General features: G+C 68.1%; 14 protein-coding genes. 9 read left to right on the top strand and 5 right to left on the bottom strand.

Annotation, left to right across the window (positions count from 1 at the left end; all coding sequences use genetic code 11):
* The first annotated feature begins 125 nt into the window (after positions 1-125).
* Genes AAG092_RS01545 through AAG092_RS01530 form a run of 4 tightly spaced genes read left to right on the top strand, consistent with a single transcriptional unit; the run spans position 126 to position 8,975 of the window.
* Positions 126-1,328 carry an MdtA/MuxA family multidrug efflux RND transporter periplasmic adaptor subunit gene (locus AAG092_RS01545; protein WP_373388241.1) on the top strand — a complete coding sequence of 401 codons (1,203 nt, stop codon included), beginning with the start codon at positions 126-128 and terminating at the stop codon, positions 1,326-1,328.
* On the top strand, positions 1,325-4,423 hold the full coding sequence (locus AAG092_RS01540) for an MdtB/MuxB family multidrug efflux RND transporter permease subunit (protein ID WP_373388240.1): 3,099 nt from the start codon (positions 1,325-1,327) through the stop codon (positions 4,421-4,423). The genes AAG092_RS01545 and AAG092_RS01540 overlap by 4 nt, the downstream gene beginning before the upstream one ends.
* Positions 4,420-7,527 carry an efflux RND transporter permease subunit gene (locus tag AAG092_RS01535; RefSeq protein WP_373388238.1) on the top strand — a complete coding sequence of 1,036 codons (3,108 nt, stop codon included), beginning with the start codon at positions 4,420-4,422 and terminating at the stop codon, positions 7,525-7,527. Before AAG092_RS01540 ends, AAG092_RS01535 begins: the two co-directional genes overlap by 4 nt.
* Positions 7,524-8,975 carry an efflux transporter outer membrane subunit gene (locus tag AAG092_RS01530; protein ID WP_373388236.1) on the top strand — a complete coding sequence of 484 codons (1,452 nt, stop codon included), beginning with the start codon at positions 7,524-7,526 and terminating at the stop codon, positions 8,973-8,975. The genes AAG092_RS01535 and AAG092_RS01530 overlap by 4 nt, the downstream gene beginning before the upstream one ends.
* Position 8,976: 1 nt before the next feature.
* Here the strand turns inward: AAG092_RS01530 and AAG092_RS01525 are convergent, their stop codons facing one another.
* From AAG092_RS01525 to AAG092_RS01505, 5 genes are all read right to left on the bottom strand, one after another.
* Positions 8,977-9,426: a nuclear transport factor 2 family protein gene (locus AAG092_RS01525; protein ID WP_373388235.1), complete on the bottom strand. Its 450-nt coding sequence runs from the start codon at positions 9,424-9,426 to the stop codon at positions 8,977-8,979.
* 149 nt (positions 9,427-9,575) lie between these two features.
* Positions 9,576-10,964 carry an efflux transporter outer membrane subunit gene (locus tag AAG092_RS01520; RefSeq protein WP_373388234.1) on the bottom strand — a complete coding sequence of 463 codons (1,389 nt, stop codon included), beginning with the start codon at positions 10,962-10,964 and terminating at the stop codon, positions 9,576-9,578.
* Positions 10,961-14,140, bottom strand: a complete 3,180-nt coding sequence (locus AAG092_RS01515; RefSeq protein WP_373388233.1) for an efflux RND transporter permease subunit — start codon at positions 14,138-14,140, stop codon at positions 10,961-10,963. The genes AAG092_RS01520 and AAG092_RS01515 overlap by 4 nt, the downstream gene beginning before the upstream one ends.
* Before the next feature lie 11 nt (positions 14,141-14,151).
* Entirely contained in the window at positions 14,152-15,393 is a 1,242-nt protein-coding gene (mexE, locus tag AAG092_RS01510; RefSeq protein ID WP_373388231.1) for a multidrug efflux RND transporter periplasmic adaptor subunit MexE, read from the bottom strand.
* A 158-nt stretch (positions 15,394-15,551) separates the two neighbouring features.
* Entirely contained in the window at positions 15,552-16,469 is a 918-nt protein-coding gene (locus AAG092_RS01505; protein ID WP_110683114.1) for a LysR family transcriptional regulator, read from the bottom strand.
* Between the two features lie 185 nt (positions 16,470-16,654).
* On the opposite strand from AAG092_RS01505, the gene AAG092_RS01500 reads away from it, so the two are divergent.
* The 5 genes from AAG092_RS01500 to AAG092_RS01480 all read left to right on the top strand — a co-directional run bounded on the left by AAG092_RS01500 (position 16,655) and on the right by AAG092_RS01480 (position 21,122).
* The gene (locus tag AAG092_RS01500) at positions 16,655-17,677 is read left to right on the top strand and encodes a zinc-dependent alcohol dehydrogenase family protein (RefSeq protein ID WP_110683113.1); all 1,023 of its coding nucleotides are present in this window, start codon (positions 16,655-16,657) and stop codon (positions 17,675-17,677) included.
* A 174-nt stretch (positions 17,678-17,851) separates the two neighbouring features.
* Positions 17,852-18,376 carry a sigma-70 family RNA polymerase sigma factor gene (locus tag AAG092_RS01495; RefSeq protein WP_258371551.1) on the top strand — a complete coding sequence of 175 codons (525 nt, stop codon included), beginning with the start codon at positions 17,852-17,854 and terminating at the stop codon, positions 18,374-18,376.
* Between the two features lie 22 nt (positions 18,377-18,398).
* Entirely contained in the window at positions 18,399-20,069 is a 1,671-nt protein-coding gene (locus tag AAG092_RS01490; RefSeq protein WP_373388229.1) for a multidrug ABC transporter permease/ATP-binding protein, read from the top strand.
* Between the two features lie 124 nt (positions 20,070-20,193).
* On the top strand, positions 20,194-20,397 hold the full coding sequence (locus tag AAG092_RS01485) for an MbtH family NRPS accessory protein (protein ID WP_061904411.1): 204 nt from the start codon (positions 20,194-20,196) through the stop codon (positions 20,395-20,397).
* Positions 20,397-21,122 carry a thioesterase II family protein gene (locus AAG092_RS01480; protein WP_110683110.1) on the top strand — a complete coding sequence of 242 codons (726 nt, stop codon included), beginning with the start codon at positions 20,397-20,399 and terminating at the stop codon, positions 21,120-21,122. Before AAG092_RS01485 ends, AAG092_RS01480 begins: the two co-directional genes overlap by 1 nt.
* Positions 21,123-21,131 lie beyond the last annotated feature (9 nt).

Here is a 21,131-nt window from a genome sequence, read left to right as displayed (position 1 = left end):
TTGGCGAGCGGCTAAATTCCTAACGTCTTGTTACGTCAAACTAGGGTAAATAGGCGGTAAAGACCCTTTGCCTGGTTGCTGGGAGTACTTATCGTTCATCCTCCCCAGGCAAGTGATTCCGCACCATGTCCGATTTTCCCTCCGCTTCGCGCTTCTCACGTCCCTGGCTGGTCGGCTCCGCCGTGCTGCTCGGCGGCCTGCTGCTCTGGTGGCTGCTGCCCGCTGGCGACAGCCCGGAACAAGAGAAGCCAGAGGGGCCCTGGGATGGCCCGACGCCGGTGCGCCTGACCGAGGTCGGCCAGGGCGACTTCCACGTCGAGCTCAAGGCCCTGGGTACCGTCACTGCCCTGAATACCGTCAACGTGCGCCCGCGCGTGGATGGCCAACTGGTCAAGGTGCTGTTCGAGGAGGGCCAGCTGGTCAAGGCCGGCGACCTGCTGGCGCAGATCGATCCGCGCCCCTACCGGGTGGCGCTGCAGCAGGCCGAGGGCGCGCTGGCGCAGAGCCAGGCGCAGCTCAGGAATGCCGAAGTCGACCTGGCCCGCTACCAGGGCCTGTACGCCGAGGACAGCATCGCCAAGCAGACCCTGGACACCCAGGCGGCGCTGGTCGGCCAGTACCGTGGCACGGTCAAGAGCAACCAGGCGGCGGTGGCCGAGGCCCGCCTGAACCTGGACTTCACCGAGGTCCGCGCGCCCATTTCCGGGCGCCTGGGCCTGCGCCAAGTGGATGTCGGCAACCTGGTCGGCAGCGGCGACACCACGCCGCTGGTGGTGATCACCCAGGTCGAGCCGATCGCGGTCAATTTCACCCTGCCGGAAAAGGACCTGCCGCCGGTGCTGGCCAGGGTGCGCGACAACCAGATGCTGCGCGTAGAGGCCTGGGACCGTGGCGAGCAGCAGCTGCTCGCCGAAGGCGTGCTGCACAGCCTGGACAACCAGATCGACGTGGCCACCGGCACGGTCAAGCTCAAGGCGCGCTTCGCCAATGCCGGCGAAGGCCTGTTTCCCAATCAGTTCGTCAATGTTCGTCTGCGCGTGGAGACCCGCCAGCAGGCCACCCTGATTCCTTCGGCCGCCGTGCAGTACGGCGCGCGCGGCACCTTCGTGTTCGTCGTCGGCCAGGATGACAAGGTGCAGCTCCGCGATGTGCGCATCGCCGCCAGCGACGGCGCCACCAGCCTGGTGGAAGAGGGCGTCAAGGTCGGCGAGCGCCTGGTGCTGGAAGGCACCGACAGGCTCAAGGACGGCAGCGAGGTGGAGGTGATCGGCGAGCCCGGCGCCCTCGCCCAGCCGCAGGGCCAGGCCGCGCAGAAGCAGGGCGCATGAACGTCTCGCGCCTGTTCATCCTGCGTCCGGTCGCCACCACGCTGCTGATGGTGGCGATCTTCCTCACCGGCCTGATCGCCTACCGCCTGCTGCCGGTCTCGGCGCTGCCGGAGGTGGACTACCCGACCATCCGCGTGCTGACACTGTATCCGGGCGCCAGCCCGCAGGTGATGACCAGTTCGGTGACCGCGCCGCTGGAGCGCCAGTTCGGCCAGATGCCGGGCCTGAAGCAGATGTCCTCGGCCAGCTCCGGCGGCGCCTCGGTGATCACCCTGCGCTTCTCACTCGAGGTAGACCTGGAAGTGGCCGAGCAGGAGGTGCAGGCGGCCATCAACGCGGCCAGCAACCTGCTGCCGGACGACCTGCCGGCGCCGCCGGTGTACAACAAGGTCAACCCGGCCGACACCCCGGTGCTGACCCTGGCGATCAGTTCGCCGACCCTGCCGCTGACCGAGGTGCACGACCTGGTCGACACGCGCATGGCGCAGAAGATCGCGCAGATCAGCGGCGTCGGCCTGGTCAGCCTGGCCGGCGGCCAGCGCCCGGCGGTGCGCATCAAGGTCGATCCCGAGGCCCTGGCCAGCCATGGCCTGAGCTTCGCTGACGTGCGCCAGCTGATCGCCGCGCAGAACGTCAACCAGCCCAAGGGCAACTTCGACGGCCCGACCCGGGTCTCCCAGCTGGACGCCAACGACCAGCTCAAGTCGGCCGTGGAATACCTCGACCTGATCCTCAAGTACGAGAACGGCGCGGCGCTGCGCCTGCGCGATGTCGCCACGGTGGTCGACGGCGCCGAGAACGAGCGCCTGGCGGCCTGGGCCGACCGCAACGAGACGGTGCTGCTGACCATTCAGCGCCAGCCCGGTGCCAACGTCATCGAGGTGGTCGACCGCGTGCAGGCGCTGCTGCCGCAGATCACCGCCGCGCTGCCGGCCAGCCTGGAGGTCAAGGTGCTCACCGATCGCACCCAGACGATCCGCGCGGCGGTCAGCGACGTGCAGTTCGAGCTGGTGCTGGCCATCGCCCTGGTGGTGCTGGTGACCTTCCTGTTCCTGCGCAAGGTCTCGGCCACTGTAATTCCCTCCATCGCTGTGCCGCTGTCGCTGATCGGCACCTTCGCGGTGATGTACCTGGCCGGTTTCTCCATCAACAACCTGACGCTGATGGCCCTGACCATCGCCACCGGCTTCGTGGTGGACGACGCCATCGTCATGCTGGAGAACATCGCCCGTCACCTGGAGGAGGGCGAGACGCCGCTGAATGCCGCGCTCAAGGGCGCCAGGCAGATCGGCTTCACCCTGATCTCGCTGACCTTCTCGCTGATCGCGGTGCTGATCCCGCTGCTGTTCATGGCCGATGTCGTGGGGCGCCTGTTCCGCGAGTTCGCCATCACCCTGGCGGTGGCCATCCTGATTTCCCTGGTGGTGTCGCTGACCCTGACGCCGATGATGTGCGCGCGCCTGCTCAAGGCCGAGAAGGACCAGCAGCAGGGGCGTTTCTACCGCTCGGCGGGCGCCCTGATCGACGGCCTGATCGCGCGCTACGCCCTGGGCCTGACCTGGACCCTGCGCCACCAGGGCCTGACCCTGCTGGTGGCCATCGGCACCCTGGCGCTCACCGTGCTGCTCTACCTGGCCGTGCCCAAGGGCTTCTTCCCGGTGCAGGACACCGGGGTGATCCAGGGCATCTCCGAGGCGCCGCAGTCGATTTCCTTCAGGGCCATGAGCGAGCGCCAGCAGCGCCTGGCCGAAGTGATCCTGCGCGACCCGGACGTGGTCAGCCTGTCGTCCTACATCGGCGTGGACGGCGACAACCCGACGCTGAACAGCGGGCGCCTGCTGATCAACCTCAGGCCGCATGCCGAGCGTGACGTCAGCGCCAGCGAAGTGATCGAGCGCCTGCGCCCCGAGCTGGCCAGGGTGCCGGGTATCACCCTGTACCTGCAGCCGGTGCAGGACCTGTCGATCGAGGACCGGGTCAGCCGTACCCAGTTCCAGTTCAGCCTGGAGTCGCCGGACGGCGCGCTGCTGGAGGAGTGGACGCCCAGGCTGCTCGCCGCGCTGGGCGAGCAGGCGGAGCTGCGTGACGTCGCCAGCGACCTGCAGAACCGCGGCCTGCAAGTGTTCCTCGAGATCGACCGCGACGCCGCCTCGCGCCTGGGCGTGAGCGTGTCCAGCATCGACGATGCGCTGTACGACGCCTTCGGCCAGCGGCAGATCTCCACCATCTTCACCCAGGCCAGCCAGTACCGCGTGGTGCTGGAGAGCGAAGGCGCCGGTGAGCTGGGCCCGCAGGCCCTGCAGCGCATCCATGTGGCCACCGCCAGTGGCGGCCAGGTGCCGCAGGCCGCGCTGGCCCGCGTCACGCAGCGTCCGGCCAGCCTGCTGGTCAACCATATCGGCCAGTTCCCGGCGGTCACCGTGTCGTTCAACCTGGCGCCGGGCGTGGCCCTGGGCGAGGCGGTGGCGGCGATCGATCAGGTCAAGCAGCGTATCGGCCTGCCGGCCGGCATCCAGACCCAGTTCCAGGGCGCCGCCGAGGCCTTCCGCGCCTCGCTCAGTTCGACCCTGCTGCTGATCCTGGCGGCCATCGTCACCATGTACATCGTGCTGGGCGTGCTCTACGAGAGCTATATCCACCCGATCACCATTCTCTCCACGCTGCCCTCGGCCGGGGTCGGCGCATTGTTGGCGTTGCTGCTGACCGGCAACGACCTGGGCCTGATCGCCGTGATCGGCATCATCCTGCTGATCGGCATCGTCAAGAAGAACGCCATCATGATGATCGACTTCGCCCTGGAGGCGGAGCGCCAGCAGGGCATGGCGCCCGAGGCGGCCATCTACCAGGCCGCGCTGCTGCGTTTTAGGCCGATCCTGATGACTACCCTGGCCGCGCTGTTCGGCGCCATCCCGCTGATGCTGGCCTCGGGTTCCGGCGCCGAGCTGCGCCAGCCGCTGGGCCTGGTGATGGTCGGCGGCCTGCTGCTATCCCAGGTGCTGACGCTGTTCACCACGCCGGTGATCTACCTGGCCTTCGATCGCCTCTCCCGGCGCCTGCTCGGCCGCAGCGCCTCGGGGGTGGTGCTGGCGCCATGAACCTTTCCGCGCCCTTTATCGGCCGTCCGGTGGCGACCCTGCTGCTGAGCCTGGCCATCCTGCTGCTCGGCGCGGTGAGTTTCCGCCTGCTGTCGGTGGCGCCGCTGCCGAACATGGATTTTCCGGCCATTGTGGTCGACGCCAGCCTGCCCGGCGCCAGCCCGCAGACCATGGCCTCCAGCGTGGCCACACCACTGGAGCGCTCGCTCGGCACCATCGCCGGTATCAGCGAGATGACCAGCCGCAGCAGCCAGGGCAACACGCGCATCATCATCCTGTTCAACATCGGCCGCGACGTCGAGGCGGCCGCGCGCGAGGTGCAAGCGGCCATCAACGCGGCGCGCAACCTGCTGCCCAGCGGCATGCGCCGCATGCCGACCTACCGCAAGTTCAACCCCTCGCAGGCGCCGATCATGGTGCTGTCGCTGACCTCGCCGCAGCTGGACAAGAGCCAGCTGTACGACCTGGCCTCCACGGTGATCGCGCAGACGCTGGCGCAGGTGCAGGGCGTGGGGCAGATCCAGATCGGCGGCAGCTCGCTGCCGGCCGTGCGCGTGGAGCTGGAGCCCCGCCTGCTCGACCAGTACGGCATCGCCCTCGACGAGGTGCGCAGCGCCATCGCCAGCGCCAATGTCGACCGCCCCAAGGGCGACGTGGCCGATGCCGAGCGGCAGTGGCAGATCCAGGCCAACGACCAGCTGGAGCGCGCCGCCCAGTACCAGGACCTGATCATCCGCTACCAGAATAGCGCCGCCGTGCGCCTGGCCGACGTGGCCACGGTGCGCGACTCGGTGGAGAACCGCTACAACAGCGGCTTCTACAACGACCGGCAGGCGGTGCTGCTGGTGGTCAACCGCCAGCCGGGCGCCAACATCATCGAGACCATCGAGGGCATCCGTGCCGAGCTGCCGGCCCTGCAGGCGGTGATTCCGGCCAGCGCCGAGCTGGAAGTGGCGATGGATCGTTCGCCGGTGATCCGCGCCACCCTGCACGAGGCCGAGCGCACCCTGCTGATCGCCGTGGGCCTGGTGATCCTGGTGGTGTTCCTGTTTCTCGGGCGCTGGCGCGCCTCGCTGATCCCGGCGCTGGCGGTGCCGGTGTCGCTGGTCGGCACCTTCGCCGTGATGTACCTGCTGGACTTCTCGCTGAACAACCTGTCGCTGATGGCGCTGATCATCGCCACCGGCCTGGTGGTGGACGACGCCATCGTCGTGCTGGAGAACATCTCGCGGCACATTGAGGCCGGCGAGAAGCCGCTGGCGGCGGCCTACAAGGGCGCCCAGGAGGTCGGCTTCACCCTGCTGTCGATGAACCTGTCGCTGGTCGCGGTGTTCCTCTCCATCCTGTTCATGGGCGGCATCGTCGGCAATTTGTTCCGCGAGTTCTCCATCACCCTGACGGTGGCGATCCTGATCTCCATGCTGGTGTCGCTGACCCTGACGCCGATGCTCTGCGCGCGCTGGCTCAAGGCCGAGCCCCAGGAGCGCGCCCCCGGGCGCCTGGCCCGCCTCGGCGCGCGGGCGCAGGAACGCCTGCTGGCCTTCTACGGGCGCAGCCTGGACTGGGCCCTGCGCCATGCGCGGCTGACCCTGTTCAGCCTGCTGGCGACGATCGGCCTCAACGTCTACCTGTTCGTCGAGGTGCCCAAGACCTTCATGCCGCAGCAGGATACCGGCCAGCTGATCGGTTTCGTGCGCGGCGACGACGGCCTGTCCTTCCAGGTCATGCAGCCGAAGATGGAAGCCTTCCGCCGCGGCCTGCTGGAGGACCCGGCGATCCACAGCGTGGCCGGCTTCATCGGCGGCGAGAGCGGTATCAACAACGCCTTCCTGGTGATCCGCCTGAAGCCCATCGGCGAACGCGAGCAGTCGGCCCAGCAGGTGATCGACCGGCTGCGCGAGAACCTGCCCAAGGTGCCCGGGGCGCGGCTGATGCTGATGGCCGATCAGGACCTGCAGTTCGGCGGGCGCCAGGGGCGCAGCTCGGAGAACGAATACGTGCTGCTGGCCAGCGAGCTGGAGCTGCTCCGCCAGTGGCTGCCCAGGGTGCGCGACGCGCTGGCGGCACTGCCCGAACTGACCGATATCGATGCCAACGAAGGCGAGGGCGCCCAGCAGATCAGCCTTGTCATCGATCGCGTCACCGCGCAGCGCCTGGGCGTGGACATGGCGATGATCAGCAGCGTGCTGAACAACGCCTTCAGTCAGCGGCAGATCTCCACCATCTACGACACTCTGAACCAGTACAGCGTGGTGATGGAGATCAATCCGAAGTACGCCCAGTATCCCGAGGCGCTGGACCAGATCCAGGTGATCGGCGCCGATGGCGCGCGCGTACCGCTGTCCAGCTTCGCCCGCTGGGAGCGCAGCCTGGAGGAGGACCGGGTCAACCACCAGGGCCAGTTCGCCGCCGAGAACATCGGTTACTCGCTAGCCCCCGAGGTGACCCAGGAGCAGGCCAACGCGGCGATCCGCCGGGCAGTGGCCGAGGTCGGCCTGCCCACCGAAGTGCAGGGCCTGCTCGGCGGTACCGGCGGAGCCTTCGAGAAGGAGGCCAAGGGCCAGCCGATCATGATCCTCACCGCGCTGCTGGTGGTGTACATCGTCCTCGGCATCCTCTACGAGAGCTACATCCACCCCCTGACCATCCTCTCCACGCTGCCCTCGGCCGGGGTCGGCGCGCTGCTGGCGATCCTGCTGACCGGCGGCGAGTTCAGCCTGATCTCGCTGCTTGGCCTGTTCCTGCTGATCGGCGTGGTGAAGAAGAACGCCATCCTGATGATCGACCTGGCCCTGGAACTGGAGCGCAGCGAACAGCTGAGCCCGCAGGAGTCGATCCGCCGCGCCTGCCTGCTGCGCTTTAGGCCGATCCTGATGACCACCCTGGCGGCCATGCTCGGCGCGCTGCCGCTGCTGCTCGGCCAGGCCGAGGGCGCCGAGATGCGCCAGCCGCTGGGCCTGGCCATCGTCGGCGGGCTGATCCTCAGCCAGATCCTCACCCTCTACACCACCCCGGTGGTCTACCTGTACCTCGACCGCCTGCGCCATCGGGTCAACCGCTGGCGCGGCGTACGCAGCGACGCCGCCCTGGAAACTCCGCTATGAAACCTGCCTTGCCCCGCATTTCCCTCTTGCTGCTCGCCCTGCTGGCGGCCGGCTGTGCCGTCGGCCCGGACTACCGGCGCCCGGACAGTGCCGCCGCGGCACAGTTCAAGCAGGCCGCCGGCTGGAAGGCCGCGGCACCGGCCGACACTGCGCTGCGCGGCGACTGGTGGAAGCTGTATGGCGACGCCGAGCTGGACGCGCTGGTCGAGCGCCTCAACGCCAACAACCAGAGCCTGGCCAGTGCCGAGGCCCAGTACCGCCAGGCCCGCGCCCTGGTGCGCGGCGCGCGCGCGGCCTTCTTCCCGACCCTGGGCCTGAACAGCGGGGTGACCCGCGCCGGGCAGGGCGGCGGCGACAGCACCATCGGCACCAGCGGCGGGGTCAGCGTCAGCGGCGCCAACGCCTCGCAGGTATCCAAGACCTACGAGGCCAGCCTGGGCGTGAGCTGGGAACTGGACCTGTGGGGCAAGCTGCGCCGCCAGCTGGAGGCGGAGAACGCCGGCCTCGACGCCAGCGCCGCCGACCTTGCCGCCGTGCGCCTCAGCCAGCAGTCCGAGCTGGTGCAGAACTACCTGCAGCTGCGCGTGCTGGATCAGCAGAAACGCCTGCTCGAGGAGACGGTGGCGGCCTACAAGCAGGCCTATCGCATCGCCGAGAACCAGTACCGGGCCGGCATAGTGCCGAAGTCCGACGTGACCCAGGCGCTGACCCAGCTCAAGGGCACCGAGGCCGAGGCGGTGGACCTGGAATACCAGCGCGCGCAGCTGGAACACGCCATCGCCGTGCTGGTGGGCGTGGCGCCGTCGGCGTTCGAGCTGGCGGTGCGCGGCCAAGTGCCGGCGCTGCCCGCCGTACCAGTCAGCCTGCCGTCGAGCCTGCTGGAGCGGCGCCCGGACGTGGCCGCCGCCGAGCGCCGGGTGATGGCCGCCAACGCCGAGATCGGCGTGGCCGAGGCCGCCTACTACCCGCAGCTGAGCCTGAGTGCCAGTGGCGGTTACCGCAGCGGCGGCCTGGACGACTGGATCAGCTCGCCCAACCGCTTCTGGTCCATCGGCCCGGCCTTCGCCATGACCCTGTTCGACGGCGGCCTGATCCGCTCGCAGGTCGAGCAGGCCGAGGCCAGCTACGACCAGACGGTGGCCGACTACCGGCAGACGGTGCTGGAAAGCTTCCGCGAGGTGGAGGACTACCTGGTGCAGCTGGCGGTGCTGGAGCGCGAGGCGCTGGTGCAGCAGGAGGCGCTGGACGCCGCCCGCGAGTCGCTGCGACTGATCCTCAACCAGTACAAGGCCGGCACCGTGGAGTTCACCGACGTGGTCAGCGTGCAGGCCAGCGCGCTGGCCAACGAACGCACCCGCCTGACCCTGCAGGGCAGCCGCCTGACCGCCAGCGTGCAGCTGATCGCGGCCCTGGGCGGCGGCTGGCAGGGCGTGCCGGAAGGCGAGTGACTCAGGGCTTGATGGTCGCCTCGATGCGGGTGATCTTCGGCTGCCCGTCGATCAGGCGCAGGCTGGCGACTTCCTGCATGCCGGTACTCATCTCGTGGCCGCCCATCGACAGGGTTTCCTGGGTGGTATCGGTGACCGTGGCACTCTGGCCGTCCTCGGCGATCTCGATCGATTCGATGTCCACCTCCATGCGGTAGCTGTCCAGCCTGCTCCAGCCCTGCTTGAGCAGCTGGCGGTACTGGGTCGCGTCCAGCTCCAGGCTGCCCTTGGGCGCGGAGATGTGGATGCGCACGTCCTCGCTCATGTGCGCCAGGGTGGCCTCGATGTCGCGCTGCGTGGCCGCCGCGGTCATGTCAGCGTAAAGCGCGCGGATATTGGCTTCGGTCAGGGCCGGTTCGGCGTGGACCAGCGGGGCGAACAGGCAGAGCAGGGACAGCGCGAGCTTTTTCATCGACCTTCCTTGAATTGTCGCCTCCGAACTGAAGGCATGCCGCGATCCTAACCCGGCCGGAGCTGGTAAAAAAATCCCCACGGCCAGGAGCTGGACCGCGGGGACAAGGGTTGGCCGACAAAGGGCGGTGTCGGCCCAGGAGGTAGGGTTCAGGCGCTGGGCTGCCAGCCGCCGCCGAGCGCCTTGTAGATGGCGACTGTGCCGCGGTACAGCTCGATCTCGGCCTGGGCCTGGGCATCCTCGGCGGCCAGGCGCTCGCGCTCGGCGTCGAGCAGCACGAGGAAGTCCTCGGTGCCCTCGCGGTAGCGCACCGCCGCCTGCTCGGCCGCGGCGCGGCTGGCTTCGACCTGGCGCACCAGCGAGACCAGGCGCTGCTGGCGCTTGGCGTAGTCGCTGAAGGCGTTCTCCGACTCTTCCAGGGCCAGCAGCACCTGCTGCTCGTAGCTGGCCAGGGCGCCGTCGGCGTCGGCCTCGGCGCCGCGCAGGCGGGCGCGCACGCTGCCCAGGTCGAAGGCCGCCCAGCTGATGGTCGGCGCCACGCCCCAGGCATTGGCCGCCGCCGCGCCCAGTTGCGAGCCGCGGCCGGCGGTAAAGCCGAGGAAGCCGGAGAGGCTGACCCGCGGGAACAGGTCGGCGGTGGCCACGCCGACATTGGCGGTGGCCGCGGCCAGCTGGCGCTCGGCGACGCGCACGTCCGGACGGCGGCGCAGCAGCTCGGCGGGATCGCCGATCGGCAGGGCCTTGGCGATCACCGGCAGGGGCCGGGGCGACAGGTCGACGCTCAGCTGCTCGGGCCGCTGGCCGAGGAGGGTGGCGATACGGTGACGGGCACGCGCCTCTTCGGCCTGCAGCTGCGGCAGGCTGGCCTCGGTGGCGGCCAGGCGCGCATCGGCGCGCAGCACGTCGAGTTCGCTGCCGATGCCGGCGTCGCGCAGCTGCTCGGTGAGGGCGCGCGACTGGCTCTGGTTCTTCAGGTTGTCGCGGGCGATGCGTTCGCGCAGCTGCGCGCCGCGCAGGTTGCCGTAGGCGTCCACCAGCTCGGCGATCAGGCTCACCTGCAGCTGGTACAGCTCGGCCTCGGCGGCCTCGCTCTGCGCCTCGCTGGCCTCGATGCTGCGCTGGATGCGGCCGAACAGGTCGAGCTCCCAGGCCATGTCCAGGCCCAGGTCGTAGCGCTCCTGGCGGATGCGCTGCTCGCTGGTGGGCGGCTGCTGGGCCTTGCCGAACTCGCCGCTGGCGCGGCTGGTGATCACCGGCAGCTGGTCGTTGCCGACATCGTCGCGGATAGCCCGGGCGGCGCGCAGGCGGGCGAAGGCCACACGCAGCTCGCGGTTTTCCTTGAGCGACTGCTGGACCAGCTGGCTCAGGGTCGGGTCGTCGAACTGCTGCCACCAGGCCGCCTCGAAGTCGGTGCGGTCGTAGTCGCCGGCCTCCAGGGCCTCGATGCGCGCCGGCGTGGTGTCCGGCGCCCGGTAGTCCGGGCCGACGGCACAGGCACTGACGGCGAGGGCGAGCAGAGCGGGAATCAACGGCTTCATGCATGCACCTCCTGCAGGCGAGCGGCTTTCTTCGCTTCGCGTTTCTCCACGAAGGCGCGGATCAGTACGTAGAACACCGGGGTCAGCAGCAGGCCGAAGAAGGTCACGCCGATCATCCCGCTGAACACCGCCACGCCCATGGCATGGCGCATCTCGGCGCCGGCACCGCTGGAGAGCACCAGGGGCACAACGCCCATGATGAAGGCGATGGAGGTCATCAGGATCGGGCGCAGACGCAGGCGGCAGGCCTCCAGCACCGCGCTGATGCGATCCAGGCCTTCTTCCTGCTTCTCCTTGGCGAACTCGACGATGAGGATGGCGTTCTTGCACGCCAGGCCCACCAATACGATCAGGCCGATCTGGGTGAACACGTTGTTGTCGCCGCCGACCAGGATCACCCCGACGATGGCGGAGAACAGCACAGTCGGCACGATCAGGATCACCGCCAGCGGCAGGCTCCAGCTCTCATACTGGGCGGCCAGTACCAGGAAGGCCAGCAGCACGCAGAGCGGGAAGATGAAGATCGCAGTGTTGCCGGCGAGGATCTGCTGGTAGGTCAGCTCGGTCCACTCGTAGGTCATGCCGTTGGGCAGCTCTTCGTCCAGCAGCTTGGCAATCGCCGCCTCGGCCTGGCCGGAGCTGTAGCCCGGCGCCGCCGCGCCATTGATCTCGGCGGTGAGGAAGCCGTTGTAGTGCATCACCCGGTCCGGGCCCGAGGCACTGTCGACCTTGACGAAGGTGGACAGCGGGATCATCTCGCCGCGGTTGTTGCGCACCTTGAGCTGGCCGATCTGCTCCGGCTCCAGGCGGAACTGCTGGTCGGCCTGGACGTTGACCTGGTAGGTGCGGCCGAAGCGGTTGAAGTCGTTGGCGTACAGTGAGCCCAGGTACACCTGCATGGTGTCGAAGATGTCGCTGATGGCCACGCCGTGGGTCTTGGCCTTCTCGCGGTCGATATTGGCGTCGATCTGCGGCACGTTGACCTGGTAGCTGGTGAACACCGACATGGGGTTCAACTCCGGCAACTGGCGCGCCTTGTTGAGGATGTTCTGGGTCTGCGCGTACAGCTCCTCGTAGCCCAGACTGCCGCGATCCTGGATCTGCAGGCGGAAGCCACCGATGGTGCCGAGGCCCTGCACGGGCGGCGGCGGGAAGATGGCGATGTAGGCGTCCTGGATCTCGGCGAACTGGGCGTTCAGCTCGGCGGCGATGGCGTTGGCCGACAGCGACGGATCACTGCGCTCGTCGAACGGCCTGAGCGGGGTGAAGACGATGCCGCTGTTCGGGCTGTTGGTGAAGCCGTTGATCGACAGGCCCGGGAAGGCCACGGTGTTCTCCACGCCCGGGTGCTTGCCGGCGATCTCCGACATGCGCTTGATCACCGCCTCGGTACGGTCGAGGGTGGCGGCGTCCGGCAGCTGGGCGAAGGCCACCAGGTACTGCTTGTCCTGCTGCGGCACGAAACCGGTCGGGGTGCTGGAGAAGCCCAGGTAGCCGAGCACCAGCAGGCCGCCGTAGACCAGCAGGGCGATCGAACTGCCGCGCAGCACGCGCTTCACGGTGCCGACGTAGCCATGGCTGGCGCGGTCGAAGAAGCGGTTGAACGGGTTGAACAGCCAGCCACCGAACAACTTGTCGAGCACGCGGGAGAAGCGGTCCTTCGGCGCGTGGTGATCCTTCAGCAGCACGGCGGCCAGGGCCGGCGACAGGGTCAGCGAGTTGAACGCCGAGATCACCGTGGAGATGGCGATGGTCAGCGCGAACTGCTGGTAGAACTGCCCGGTAAGGCCGGAGATGAAGGCGGTCGGCACGAAAACGGCGCAAAGAACGAGCGCTGTGGCGACGATCGGGCCGGTCACTTCCTTCATGGCCTGGCGGGTAGCTTCCACCGGCGACTTGCCGAGGCCGATATTACGCTCGACGTTCTCCACCACCACGATGGCGTCGTCCACCACGATGCCGATGGCTAGCACCAGGCCGAACAGCGACAGGGCGTTGAGCGAGAAGCCGAACAGGTGCATCACCGCGAAGGTACCGATCAGCGACACCGGCACGGCGGCCAGCGGGATGATCGAGGCGCGCCAGGTCTGCAGGAACAGCACCACCACCAGCACCACCAGCACGATGGCTTCGAGCAGGGTGTGCACCACCGCCTCGATGGAGCCGCGGACGAAGATGGTCGGGTCGTAGACGATCTCGTAGTCCACGCCCTGCGGGAAGCTCTGCTTCAGCTCGGCCATGCGCGCGCGCACCGAGTCGGAGATCTCGATGGCATTCGAGCCGGGGCGCTGGAACACCGGGATGGCCACGGCCGGCTGGTTGTTCAGCAGCGAGCGCAGCGCGTACTGGCTGGAACCCAGTTCGATGCGCGCGATGTCCTTGAGGCGGGTGATCTCGCCGTCGTCGCCGGCGCGGATGATGATGTTCTCGAACTCTTCCTCGCTGACCAGACGGCCCTGGGTGTTGATCGACAGCTGGAAGCTGTTGCCGGCGTCCGAGGGCGGCGCGCCGAGGGCACCGGCGGCGACCTGGCGGTTCTGCTCGCGGATCGCGGCGACCACATCCGAGGCGGTGAGGTTGCGCGAGGCCACCTTGTTCGGGTCGAGCCACACGCGCAGCGAGTAGTTGCCCATGCCGAACAGCTGCACGTCGCCAACACCGTCCAGGCGCGCCAGCTCGTCCTTGACGTTGAGCGCGGCGTAGTTGGACAGGTAGAGCATGTCGTAGCGCTGATCCGGCGAGGTCAGGTGCACCACCATGGTCAGGTCCGGGGAGGCCTTGTCCACTGTCACGCCGAGGCGCTGCACCTCGGTGGGCAGGGTCGGCATGGTGCGGGTCACGCGGTTCTGCACCTGCACCTGGGCGTTGTCCAGGTCGGTGCCGAGGGCGAAGGTGATGGTCAGGGTCAGCTTGCCGTCGGCGGTGGACTGCGACGACATGTAGAGCATGCCCTCCACGCCGGTGATGGCCTGCTCCAGCGGCGAGGCGACGGTCTCGCCGATCACCTTGGGGTTGGCGCCGGGGAAGTTGGCGCGCACCACCACGGTGGGCGGCACCACTTCCGGGTATTCGCTGATCGGCAGCTGGAACAGCGAGATCGCACCGGCGATCAGCACCAGCAGGGACAGCACGGCGGCGAAGATCGGCCGCTTGATGAAGAACTGGGAGAAGTTCATAGGGTTCTACCTCAGCCGCGCGGCGCGTTGCTGGACTTGGCTTGCTGCTCGGCTACGCGCGGGGCGTCGCGGCCATCCACGGCCTGGCGCAGGCGCGCCAACTGGGCGAGGGTGGCCTCGTCGGCCATCGGCACGGATTGCGGGTCGACGATGGCGCCGGGCATGGCGCGCTGCAGGCCGTTGACCACGATCTTCTCGCCCTTGGCAAGACCCTGGCGCACTATGCGCAGGCCTTCCAGCTTAGGGCCGAGCTCGATAGCGCGGTACTGCACGGCGTTGTCCTTGTCGAGGACCAGGACGAACTTCTTGCCCAGGTCGGTGCCGACCGCCTCGTCCTTGATCAGCGCGGCCGGGTAGGTGCCGCTGCCGACCAGCTTGAGGCGGGCATAGAGGCCGGGGGTGAAGCGACCGTCACGGTTGTCGAACACGGCGCGGCCACGGATGGTGCCGGTGCGCGGGTTGACCTGGTTGTCGAGGAAGTCCAGCTGGCCCTCATGCGGGTGGCCGCTTTCGCTGGACAGGCCGAGATACACCGGGCTGGCGCCGCGGGCATCGCTGCCGGCCTGGCGGGCCAGTTCGACGTACTTGAGGAACACGCGCTCGTCGGCGTCGAAGTAGGCGTAGACCTTGTCGGTGGAAACCACGGTGGTCAGCAGCGACTGGCCGGCGCCGACCAGGTTGCCCTCGGTAATCTCGGCGCGGCTAACGCGGCCGTCGATCGGCGAGGTGATGCGGGTGAAGCTGAGGTTGAGCAGCGCGTTGTCCAGCTCGGCCTGGGTCGCGGCGACCGCGGCCTGGGCCTCGGTGGCGGCGCTGGCGCGGGCATCGGCCAGTTCGGCGGAGATGGCGTTGCTCTGGCGCAGGCGCTCACCACGACGGGCCTCGTTGGCGGCACGGGTCTGGCTGGCGCGGGCCTGCTGCAGCTGGGCCTGCAGGCGCTTGACCTCGGCCTGGAACGGGCGCGGGTCGATCTGGAACAGCAGGTCGCCTTTCTTCACCAGGCTGCCTTCGTCGAAGGCCACCTTGTCGATATAGCCGGAGACGCGTGGCCGCACCTCGACCGACTCGGGCGCCTCCAGGCGGCCGGTGAACTCGTCCCATTCGTTGATCGGCTGCTCGATCACTTCGGCGACGCTGACCTTGGCGGCCGGCATCTGCTGGCTCACTTCCTCGCCCTTGCCGCAGGCACTCAGCAGCAGGGCCGCGGCAACGGCCAGGGGCAGGCGCCAGGAGAGATTGAATGACTGTTCCATGTTTGACTCCGCCAGTCGGATTTGTGGATGGGCGGAGTCTGCGCGGCGGAGTTTGAAGGCACGAATCGAACCATCCGAAGATGACTATCACGCGGAATGATGATTCATTCGTTCGCGTTGATAGTTGAGGCAGCGCCCGTGCCAGAGCGCCACCTGGGTCAGTTGAGGCTGTCCGGATCGCCGCAGAACATCTGGATACGCGAGCGCAGCCAGCGCTCGGCCGGGTCGTTGTCCTGGGCGCCACGCCAGGCCATGTGCAGCTCGAAGGTGCGTGAGGGCAGCGGCAGATCCTCGGCACGCAAGCCGCCGGCGGCGGTGAGGGCAGCGGCGGTGTAGTCCGGTACGGTGGCGACTATGTCGGTGCCGGCCAGCAGGGTGCCGAGACCGTTGAACTGGGGTACCGCCAGGACCACCCGGCGCTTGCGCTCAAGCTTCTCCAGTTCCTCGTCGATGAAGCCGGTGAGGTCGCCGGCGAAGGACACCAGGGCATGCGGGCGGGCACAGAAGTCATCCAGGCTGATCGCCCCGGGCACGCTGTCGGCACGCAGCAGCTTGGGTTTGCTGCGGCGCAGTACCTTGCGCTTGGCGTTGGCCGGCAGCTCCTCGGTGTAGCCGACGCCCACCGAGATCTCCCCGGAGGCCAGCAGCCCAGGCATCAACAGGTAGTTGGCGCGGCGCACCACCAGCACCACGCCGGGCGCCTCGGCGCGCAGGCGGCGTAGCAGCGGCGGCAACAGGGCGAACTCGACGTCATCGGACAGGCCGATACGAAATACCTGGCTGCTGGTGGCCGGGTCGAAATCGGTGGCGCGGCTGACGGCGGTGGAGATGGAGTCCAGCGCCGGGGAGAGCAGGGCGAAAATTTCGTTGGCCCGCGCGGTGGGTTCCATGCTGCGCCCGGTACGCACGAACAGCGGATCATCGAACAGGCTGCGCAGGCGGGCGAGGGCGGCGCTGATCGCCGGCTGGCCGAGGAACAGCTTCTCCGCCGCGCGGGTCACGCTGCGCTCGTGCATCAGCGTCTCGAACACGATCAGCAGGTTCAGGTCGACACGGCGCAGGTCGTTGCGGTTCATGTTCAGCTTCCATCCGGGAATCCGTGAAAGGTGCGGGTGCGGCGCGCCGGCGTCAAGCCCGGCGCTGAACCGGAAGCGCTGGCGGATCATCGCTATTTATGGTGACTATCGATAGTGGCGGGTAGTCTTGCCGGAAAAGCCCGTATAGAGTCCGTGGCCATAGAGATATGAAGGCGAGGTGTGTGATGTCCCGCATGATCCGTTTCCACCAGTTCGGCGATGCCAGCGTGCTGCGTCTGGAGGATGTGCCGACCCCGAAACCGGGGCACGACGAGGTGCTGGTGCGCACCCAGGCGCTCGGCGTGGGCTGGCGCGACGTGCTGTGGCGGCAGAACCTGGCGCCCGACCAGGCCGCACAGCTGCCCGCTGGCGTGGGCTTCGAGCTGTCCGGGGTGGTCGAGGCCGTCGGTGCCGGCGTCGAGGATCTCGCCCCCGGCATGGCGGTCGCCAGCTTCCCGTCCTTCAGCCCCAACCAGTATCCGGCCTGGGGCGACCTGGTGCTGATGCCGCGCCGAGCCCTGGCCCGTTATCCGGATGTGCTCAGCCCGGCCGAAGCCGCCGTGCACTACTCACCCTACATGCTGGCGTACTTTGCCCTGGTCGAGCTGGCCGATGTGCAGCCGGGACAGCGCGTGCTGATCACCGAGGCGGCCCACTGCCTGGCACCGCAGGCGGTACAGATGGCCAAGGCGCTCGGCGCCGTGGTGATCGCCGCCACCAGCGAGGGCGATACCCGGGCCTATCTACGCGAACTGGGTGCCGACAAGGTGATCGATACCGAGGAGCAGGACCTGGTGCTGGAGGTGGAGCGCTTCACCGATGGCAAAGGCGTGGAGGTGGTGCTGGACCAGTGCGCCGGGCCGCAGATGAAGCTGCTCGGCGATGTCGCGGCGACCCGCGGCAAGCTGATCCTCTACGGCGTCAACGGCGGCAACGACGCGGCGTTCCCGGCCTGCGCGGCGTTCAAGAAGCACCTGCAGTTCTTCCGCCATTGCGTATTGGATTTCACCGGCCAGCCCGAACTGGGTCTGGAACGCGACGAAGCGGCGGTGCAGCGTGCCCTGCAGCGGATCAACCAGATGACCGCCGACCGCCTGCTCAAGCCGAGTATCGCCAAGTCGTTTGCCTTCGAGGACTTCGTCGAAGCCAACCGTTTCATGGAAACCTGTCCAGCCGGTGGGCGGGTGGTGATGACGCTCGACACCTGACGCCAGGTGCCTGATTCTGCAAGACGCCGCCTCAGTGCGGCGTTTTCTTTTGCGCGGAGAATGTGAGTATAGGCTTGTATTGATAAATATTATCATTAAGATGCGCATCACGTTGCAGCCGAGGACAGGCCGATGGGGTCGTATCGCAGCTTGGGAGAACAGGGTACAGCCGCCTTGCGGCTGGCCGCGAAAATCCATCAGCGGGCTCTGGAGAGCCTGTATGCCGAGCATCGACGCACCCTGACAGACGCCGCCCAAGGCGTACTCGGCTGTCGCGCACGTGCCGAAGACGTGGTCCACGACGCCTTCCTCAAGCTGTGGGAGAGCGGCGAGCGCCATGCCATCGAAGACCCGCTGCGCTACCTGTTCCGCATGGTGCGCAACCTGGCCATCGACCGCCTGCGCCGGCAGAACCTGGAGGGCCGCTACAGTGCCGACGAGGAGCTGCTCGACGAGCTGCCCGCACCGCAGTCCGGCCCCGAGCAGCGCGCCATCGGCCAGCTGGAATGGCAGCGTCTGCAGCACGCGCTGGGCGAGTTGCCCGAGCGTACCCGTACCGTATTCACCATGAGCCAGCTGGAAGGCTACAGCCAGCGCGAGGTAGCCAGCCATCTCAGCGCCTCGCCAACCCTGGTGCATTTCCTCCTGCGTGACGCCCTGAGTCACTGCCGCAGCCGCCTCGAACCCGAGGCAGCCTGATTTCCGCCGTTCTGGACCCGCCATGAAACTGCTCAAGCTGCTGTTCCGCGACAACCGCCTGCCGCTCTCCGGCATCGTTCTGCTCAGCCTGTGCAGCGCGATGCTCAGCGTCGGCGTGATCGCCTTCATCAACCTCAAGCTGATCCGCATCGACGGCGCGCTGGCGACCACGCTGTTGAGCTTCCTCGGCCTGCTGGCGGCGCTGCTGTTGTGTTCCGGGGCAGGGCAGGTGGCCCTGCACACCCTTGGCCACCGCTTCGTCTACCGTCTGCGCCGCAGCCTGGTGCGGCGGGTGCTGGACACCGATATCGAGCGCCTGGAGCAGACCGGCGGCGCTCGCATCCTCGCCAGCCTGTCCAGTGACATCCGCAACATCACCATTGCCTTCGTCTACCTGCCGGAGCTGACCTACGGCCTGATCCTCAGCATCGCCGCCTTCACCTACCTGTCCTGGCTGTCGCCAGCGCTGTTCGGTGTCACCGCTGGCTGGCTGGGCCTGACTTTGCTGGTGGGCTGGTTCTTCGTCGGCAAGGTCAACCAGCACATCCGCCTGCTGCGCGAGGCCGAGGACCATCTGTATCAGGACTACCAGGCGATCATCGACGGCCGCAAGGAACTGGCGCTCAACCGTGACCGCGCGCGCCTGCTCTATGACGAGGAGTTCGACCGCGACGCCCGTGCCTACCGCGACAACGTCACCCGCGCCGACATCTTCAATGGCCTGGCCGGCAACTGGGCCAACGCCATGGTGCTGGGCAGCATCGGCCTGGTGTTCTTCTGCGCCAGCGGCCTGGGCTGGGCTCCGGCTGAGATCGCCGCGACCTTCGCCCTGACCGTGCTGTTCCTGCGCGCGCCGATGGTTGCCTCCGTCGCCGCGCTGCCCAGCCTGCTGGCCGCGCGTATCTCACTGGACAAGCTGGAAACCCTGGAACTGGCGCCGGAAACCGCCGAGATCGCGGCGGTCGAGAGTCTCGGCGAGTGGCAGAGCCTGCAGCTGGCCGGTGTCGAATACCGTTATCCGGGCGAGGGCGACGAGGCCGGTTTCGATGTCGGCCCCGTCGACCTGGAGCTGCGCCGTGGCGAGCTGGTGTTCCTGGTCGGTGGCAACGGCAGCGGCAAATCGACCCTGGCGCGCCTGCTCACCGGCCTGCATCGCCCGGCCGCAGGTGAAATCCGCCTGGACGGCCGCGTGGTGCAGCCCCATGAATGGCAGGCGTATCGGCAGCTGTTCGCCAGCGTCTACACCGACTTCCACCTGTTCGCCCGCCTGCTCGGCCCGGCCGGTACAGAGGTCGAGGAGTCGCTGGTCGGGCAATGGCTCGAGCGCCTGCGCCTGCGCCACAAGGTGCGTTTCGCCAACGGGCGGCTGGCCGACACGCGCTTCTCCCAGGGCCAACGCAAGCGCCTGGCGCTGATGCTGGCGATGCTGGAAGGGCGCGACATCCTGATTCTCGACGAATGGGCCGCCGACCAGGACCCGCTGTTCCGCCGCCTGTTCTACCGCGAGCTGCTGCCGCAGCTGAAGGCCGCCGGCAAGACCATCCTGGCCATCACCCATGACGACCACTACTTCGACCAGGCCGACCGTCTGCTGAAGATGGATGGCGGTCGCCTCAGCGAACTCACCGGCGAAGCCCGCGACCGCGCCACCCAGGACGCGGTGCGCGAGATCGGCGGCTCGATCCCCGCATAGCTGTTGATACCTCTGCCCCGGACGCGGGGCAGGGCACTATCATGTCCGCGCAATCGAATTAAATGAAAATTATTCGCAGCTTCGTGCGTCTTTAAAGCGTGCCACTTTCAACGAGGGATACCCCATGAGCCTGGACAACCCGCAGACCACCTTCCTGGTCGTGGTCAACGATGAGCAGCAGTACGCCATCTGGCCGGCCTACAAGGCCGTGCCGGCCGGCTGGAAGGAAGACGGCGTGCGCGGCGACAAGGCGACCTGCCTGGCGCACATCGCCAGCGTCTGGACCGACATGCGTCCGCGCAGCCTGCGCGAGGCCATGGACGCCTGATGCAGCTGTTCTGCCTGGCCCATGCCGGCGCCAGCGCCATGCCCTATGCACGCTGGCGCAAGCGCCTGCCGCGTTGGCTGGAAGTCTGCCCGCTGGAGTTGCCAGGTCGCGGCGCCCGCGAGGGTGAGCCGCTGTGCCAGGACCTGCCGGCGCTGCTGGCCGACCTGAGGCAAGCCTGGTCGCGCGAATGCAGTGGTCCGTACCTGCTGTGGGGCCACAGCCTGGGCGCCATGCTCGCCTTCGAGCTGGCCCAGGTGCTGATCGCCGAGGGACATGAGGCGCCGCTGGCGCTGTTCGCCTCGGCTTCGCGTGCGCCTTCGCGACGCCTGCAGGCGCCGCGCATGACCACGCGCAGCGACGGCGAACTGTTCGCCGGCCTCGATGGCTTCGCCCGCCTGCCGCGCGAGCTGCTGGCCGACCCGTTGTTCCGCCGCGAACTGTTGCCCGTACTGCGCAGCGACTTTGCCCTGGCCGAGAGCTACCGCTACCAGCGCCGTGCGCCCTTGCCCTGTGCCCTACACGTGCTCGGTGCGCGCCGCGACTGCCTGAGCGAGGACGACCTGCGCGCCTGGCGCCGCGAGACCCGCGGCCCCTTCACCCTGGAATGGCTGGATGGCGATCACGCCTACCTGCGCCCCCAGGAAGACGAACTGCTGTCCCTGATCGAATTCCATGCCTCGCGCCTGCTGCGGCGCGAGGCGGCCGGCATGCCACTGGGCGCCTAGGCCACTCTT

It is taken from the genome of Pseudomonas alcaligenes (genome assembly GCF_041729615.1).
In the GTDB taxonomy this organism is placed as follows: Bacteria; Pseudomonadota; Gammaproteobacteria; order Pseudomonadales; family Pseudomonadaceae; genus Aquipseudomonas; species Aquipseudomonas alcaligenes_B.
Note: the sequence above shows the minus strand (reverse complement) of the source record. Positions and strands in the feature narration are given on the sequence as shown.

Excerpts from the sequence above, each read along its gene's own strand:
- AAG092_RS01545 (WP_373388241.1), top strand. The coding sequence starts at position 126 with ATGTCCGATTTTCCCTCCGCTTCGCGCTTCTCACGTCCCTGGCTGGTC.
- AAG092_RS01540 (WP_373388240.1), top strand. The coding sequence starts at position 1,325 with ATGAACGTCTCGCGCCTGTTCATCCTGCGTCCGGTCGCCACCACGCTG.
- AAG092_RS01535 (WP_373388238.1), top strand. The coding sequence starts at position 4,420 with ATGAACCTTTCCGCGCCCTTTATCGGCCGTCCGGTGGCGACCCTGCTG.
- AAG092_RS01530 (WP_373388236.1), top strand. The coding sequence starts at position 7,524 with ATGAAACCTGCCTTGCCCCGCATTTCCCTCTTGCTGCTCGCCCTGCTG.
- AAG092_RS01525 (WP_373388235.1), bottom strand. The coding sequence starts at position 9,426 with ATGAAAAAGCTCGCGCTGTCCCTGCTCTGCCTGTTCGCCCCGCTGGTC.
- AAG092_RS01520 (WP_373388234.1), bottom strand. The coding sequence starts at position 10,964 with ATGAAGCCGTTGATTCCCGCTCTGCTCGCCCTCGCCGTCAGTGCCTGT.
- AAG092_RS01515 (WP_373388233.1), bottom strand. The coding sequence starts at position 14,140 with ATGAACTTCTCCCAGTTCTTCATCAAGCGGCCGATCTTCGCCGCCGTG.
- mexE (WP_373388231.1), bottom strand. The coding sequence starts at position 15,393 with ATGGAACAGTCATTCAATCTCTCCTGGCGCCTGCCCCTGGCCGTTGCC.
- AAG092_RS01505 (WP_110683114.1), bottom strand. The coding sequence starts at position 16,469 with ATGAACCGCAACGACCTGCGCCGTGTCGACCTGAACCTGCTGATCGTG.
- AAG092_RS01500 (WP_110683113.1), top strand. The coding sequence starts at position 16,655 with ATGTCCCGCATGATCCGTTTCCACCAGTTCGGCGATGCCAGCGTGCTG.
- AAG092_RS01490 (WP_373388229.1), top strand. The coding sequence starts at position 18,399 with ATGAAACTGCTCAAGCTGCTGTTCCGCGACAACCGCCTGCCGCTCTCC.
- AAG092_RS01485 (WP_061904411.1), top strand. The coding sequence starts at position 20,194 with ATGAGCCTGGACAACCCGCAGACCACCTTCCTGGTCGTGGTCAACGAT.
- AAG092_RS01480 (WP_110683110.1), top strand. The coding sequence starts at position 20,397 with ATGCAGCTGTTCTGCCTGGCCCATGCCGGCGCCAGCGCCATGCCCTAT.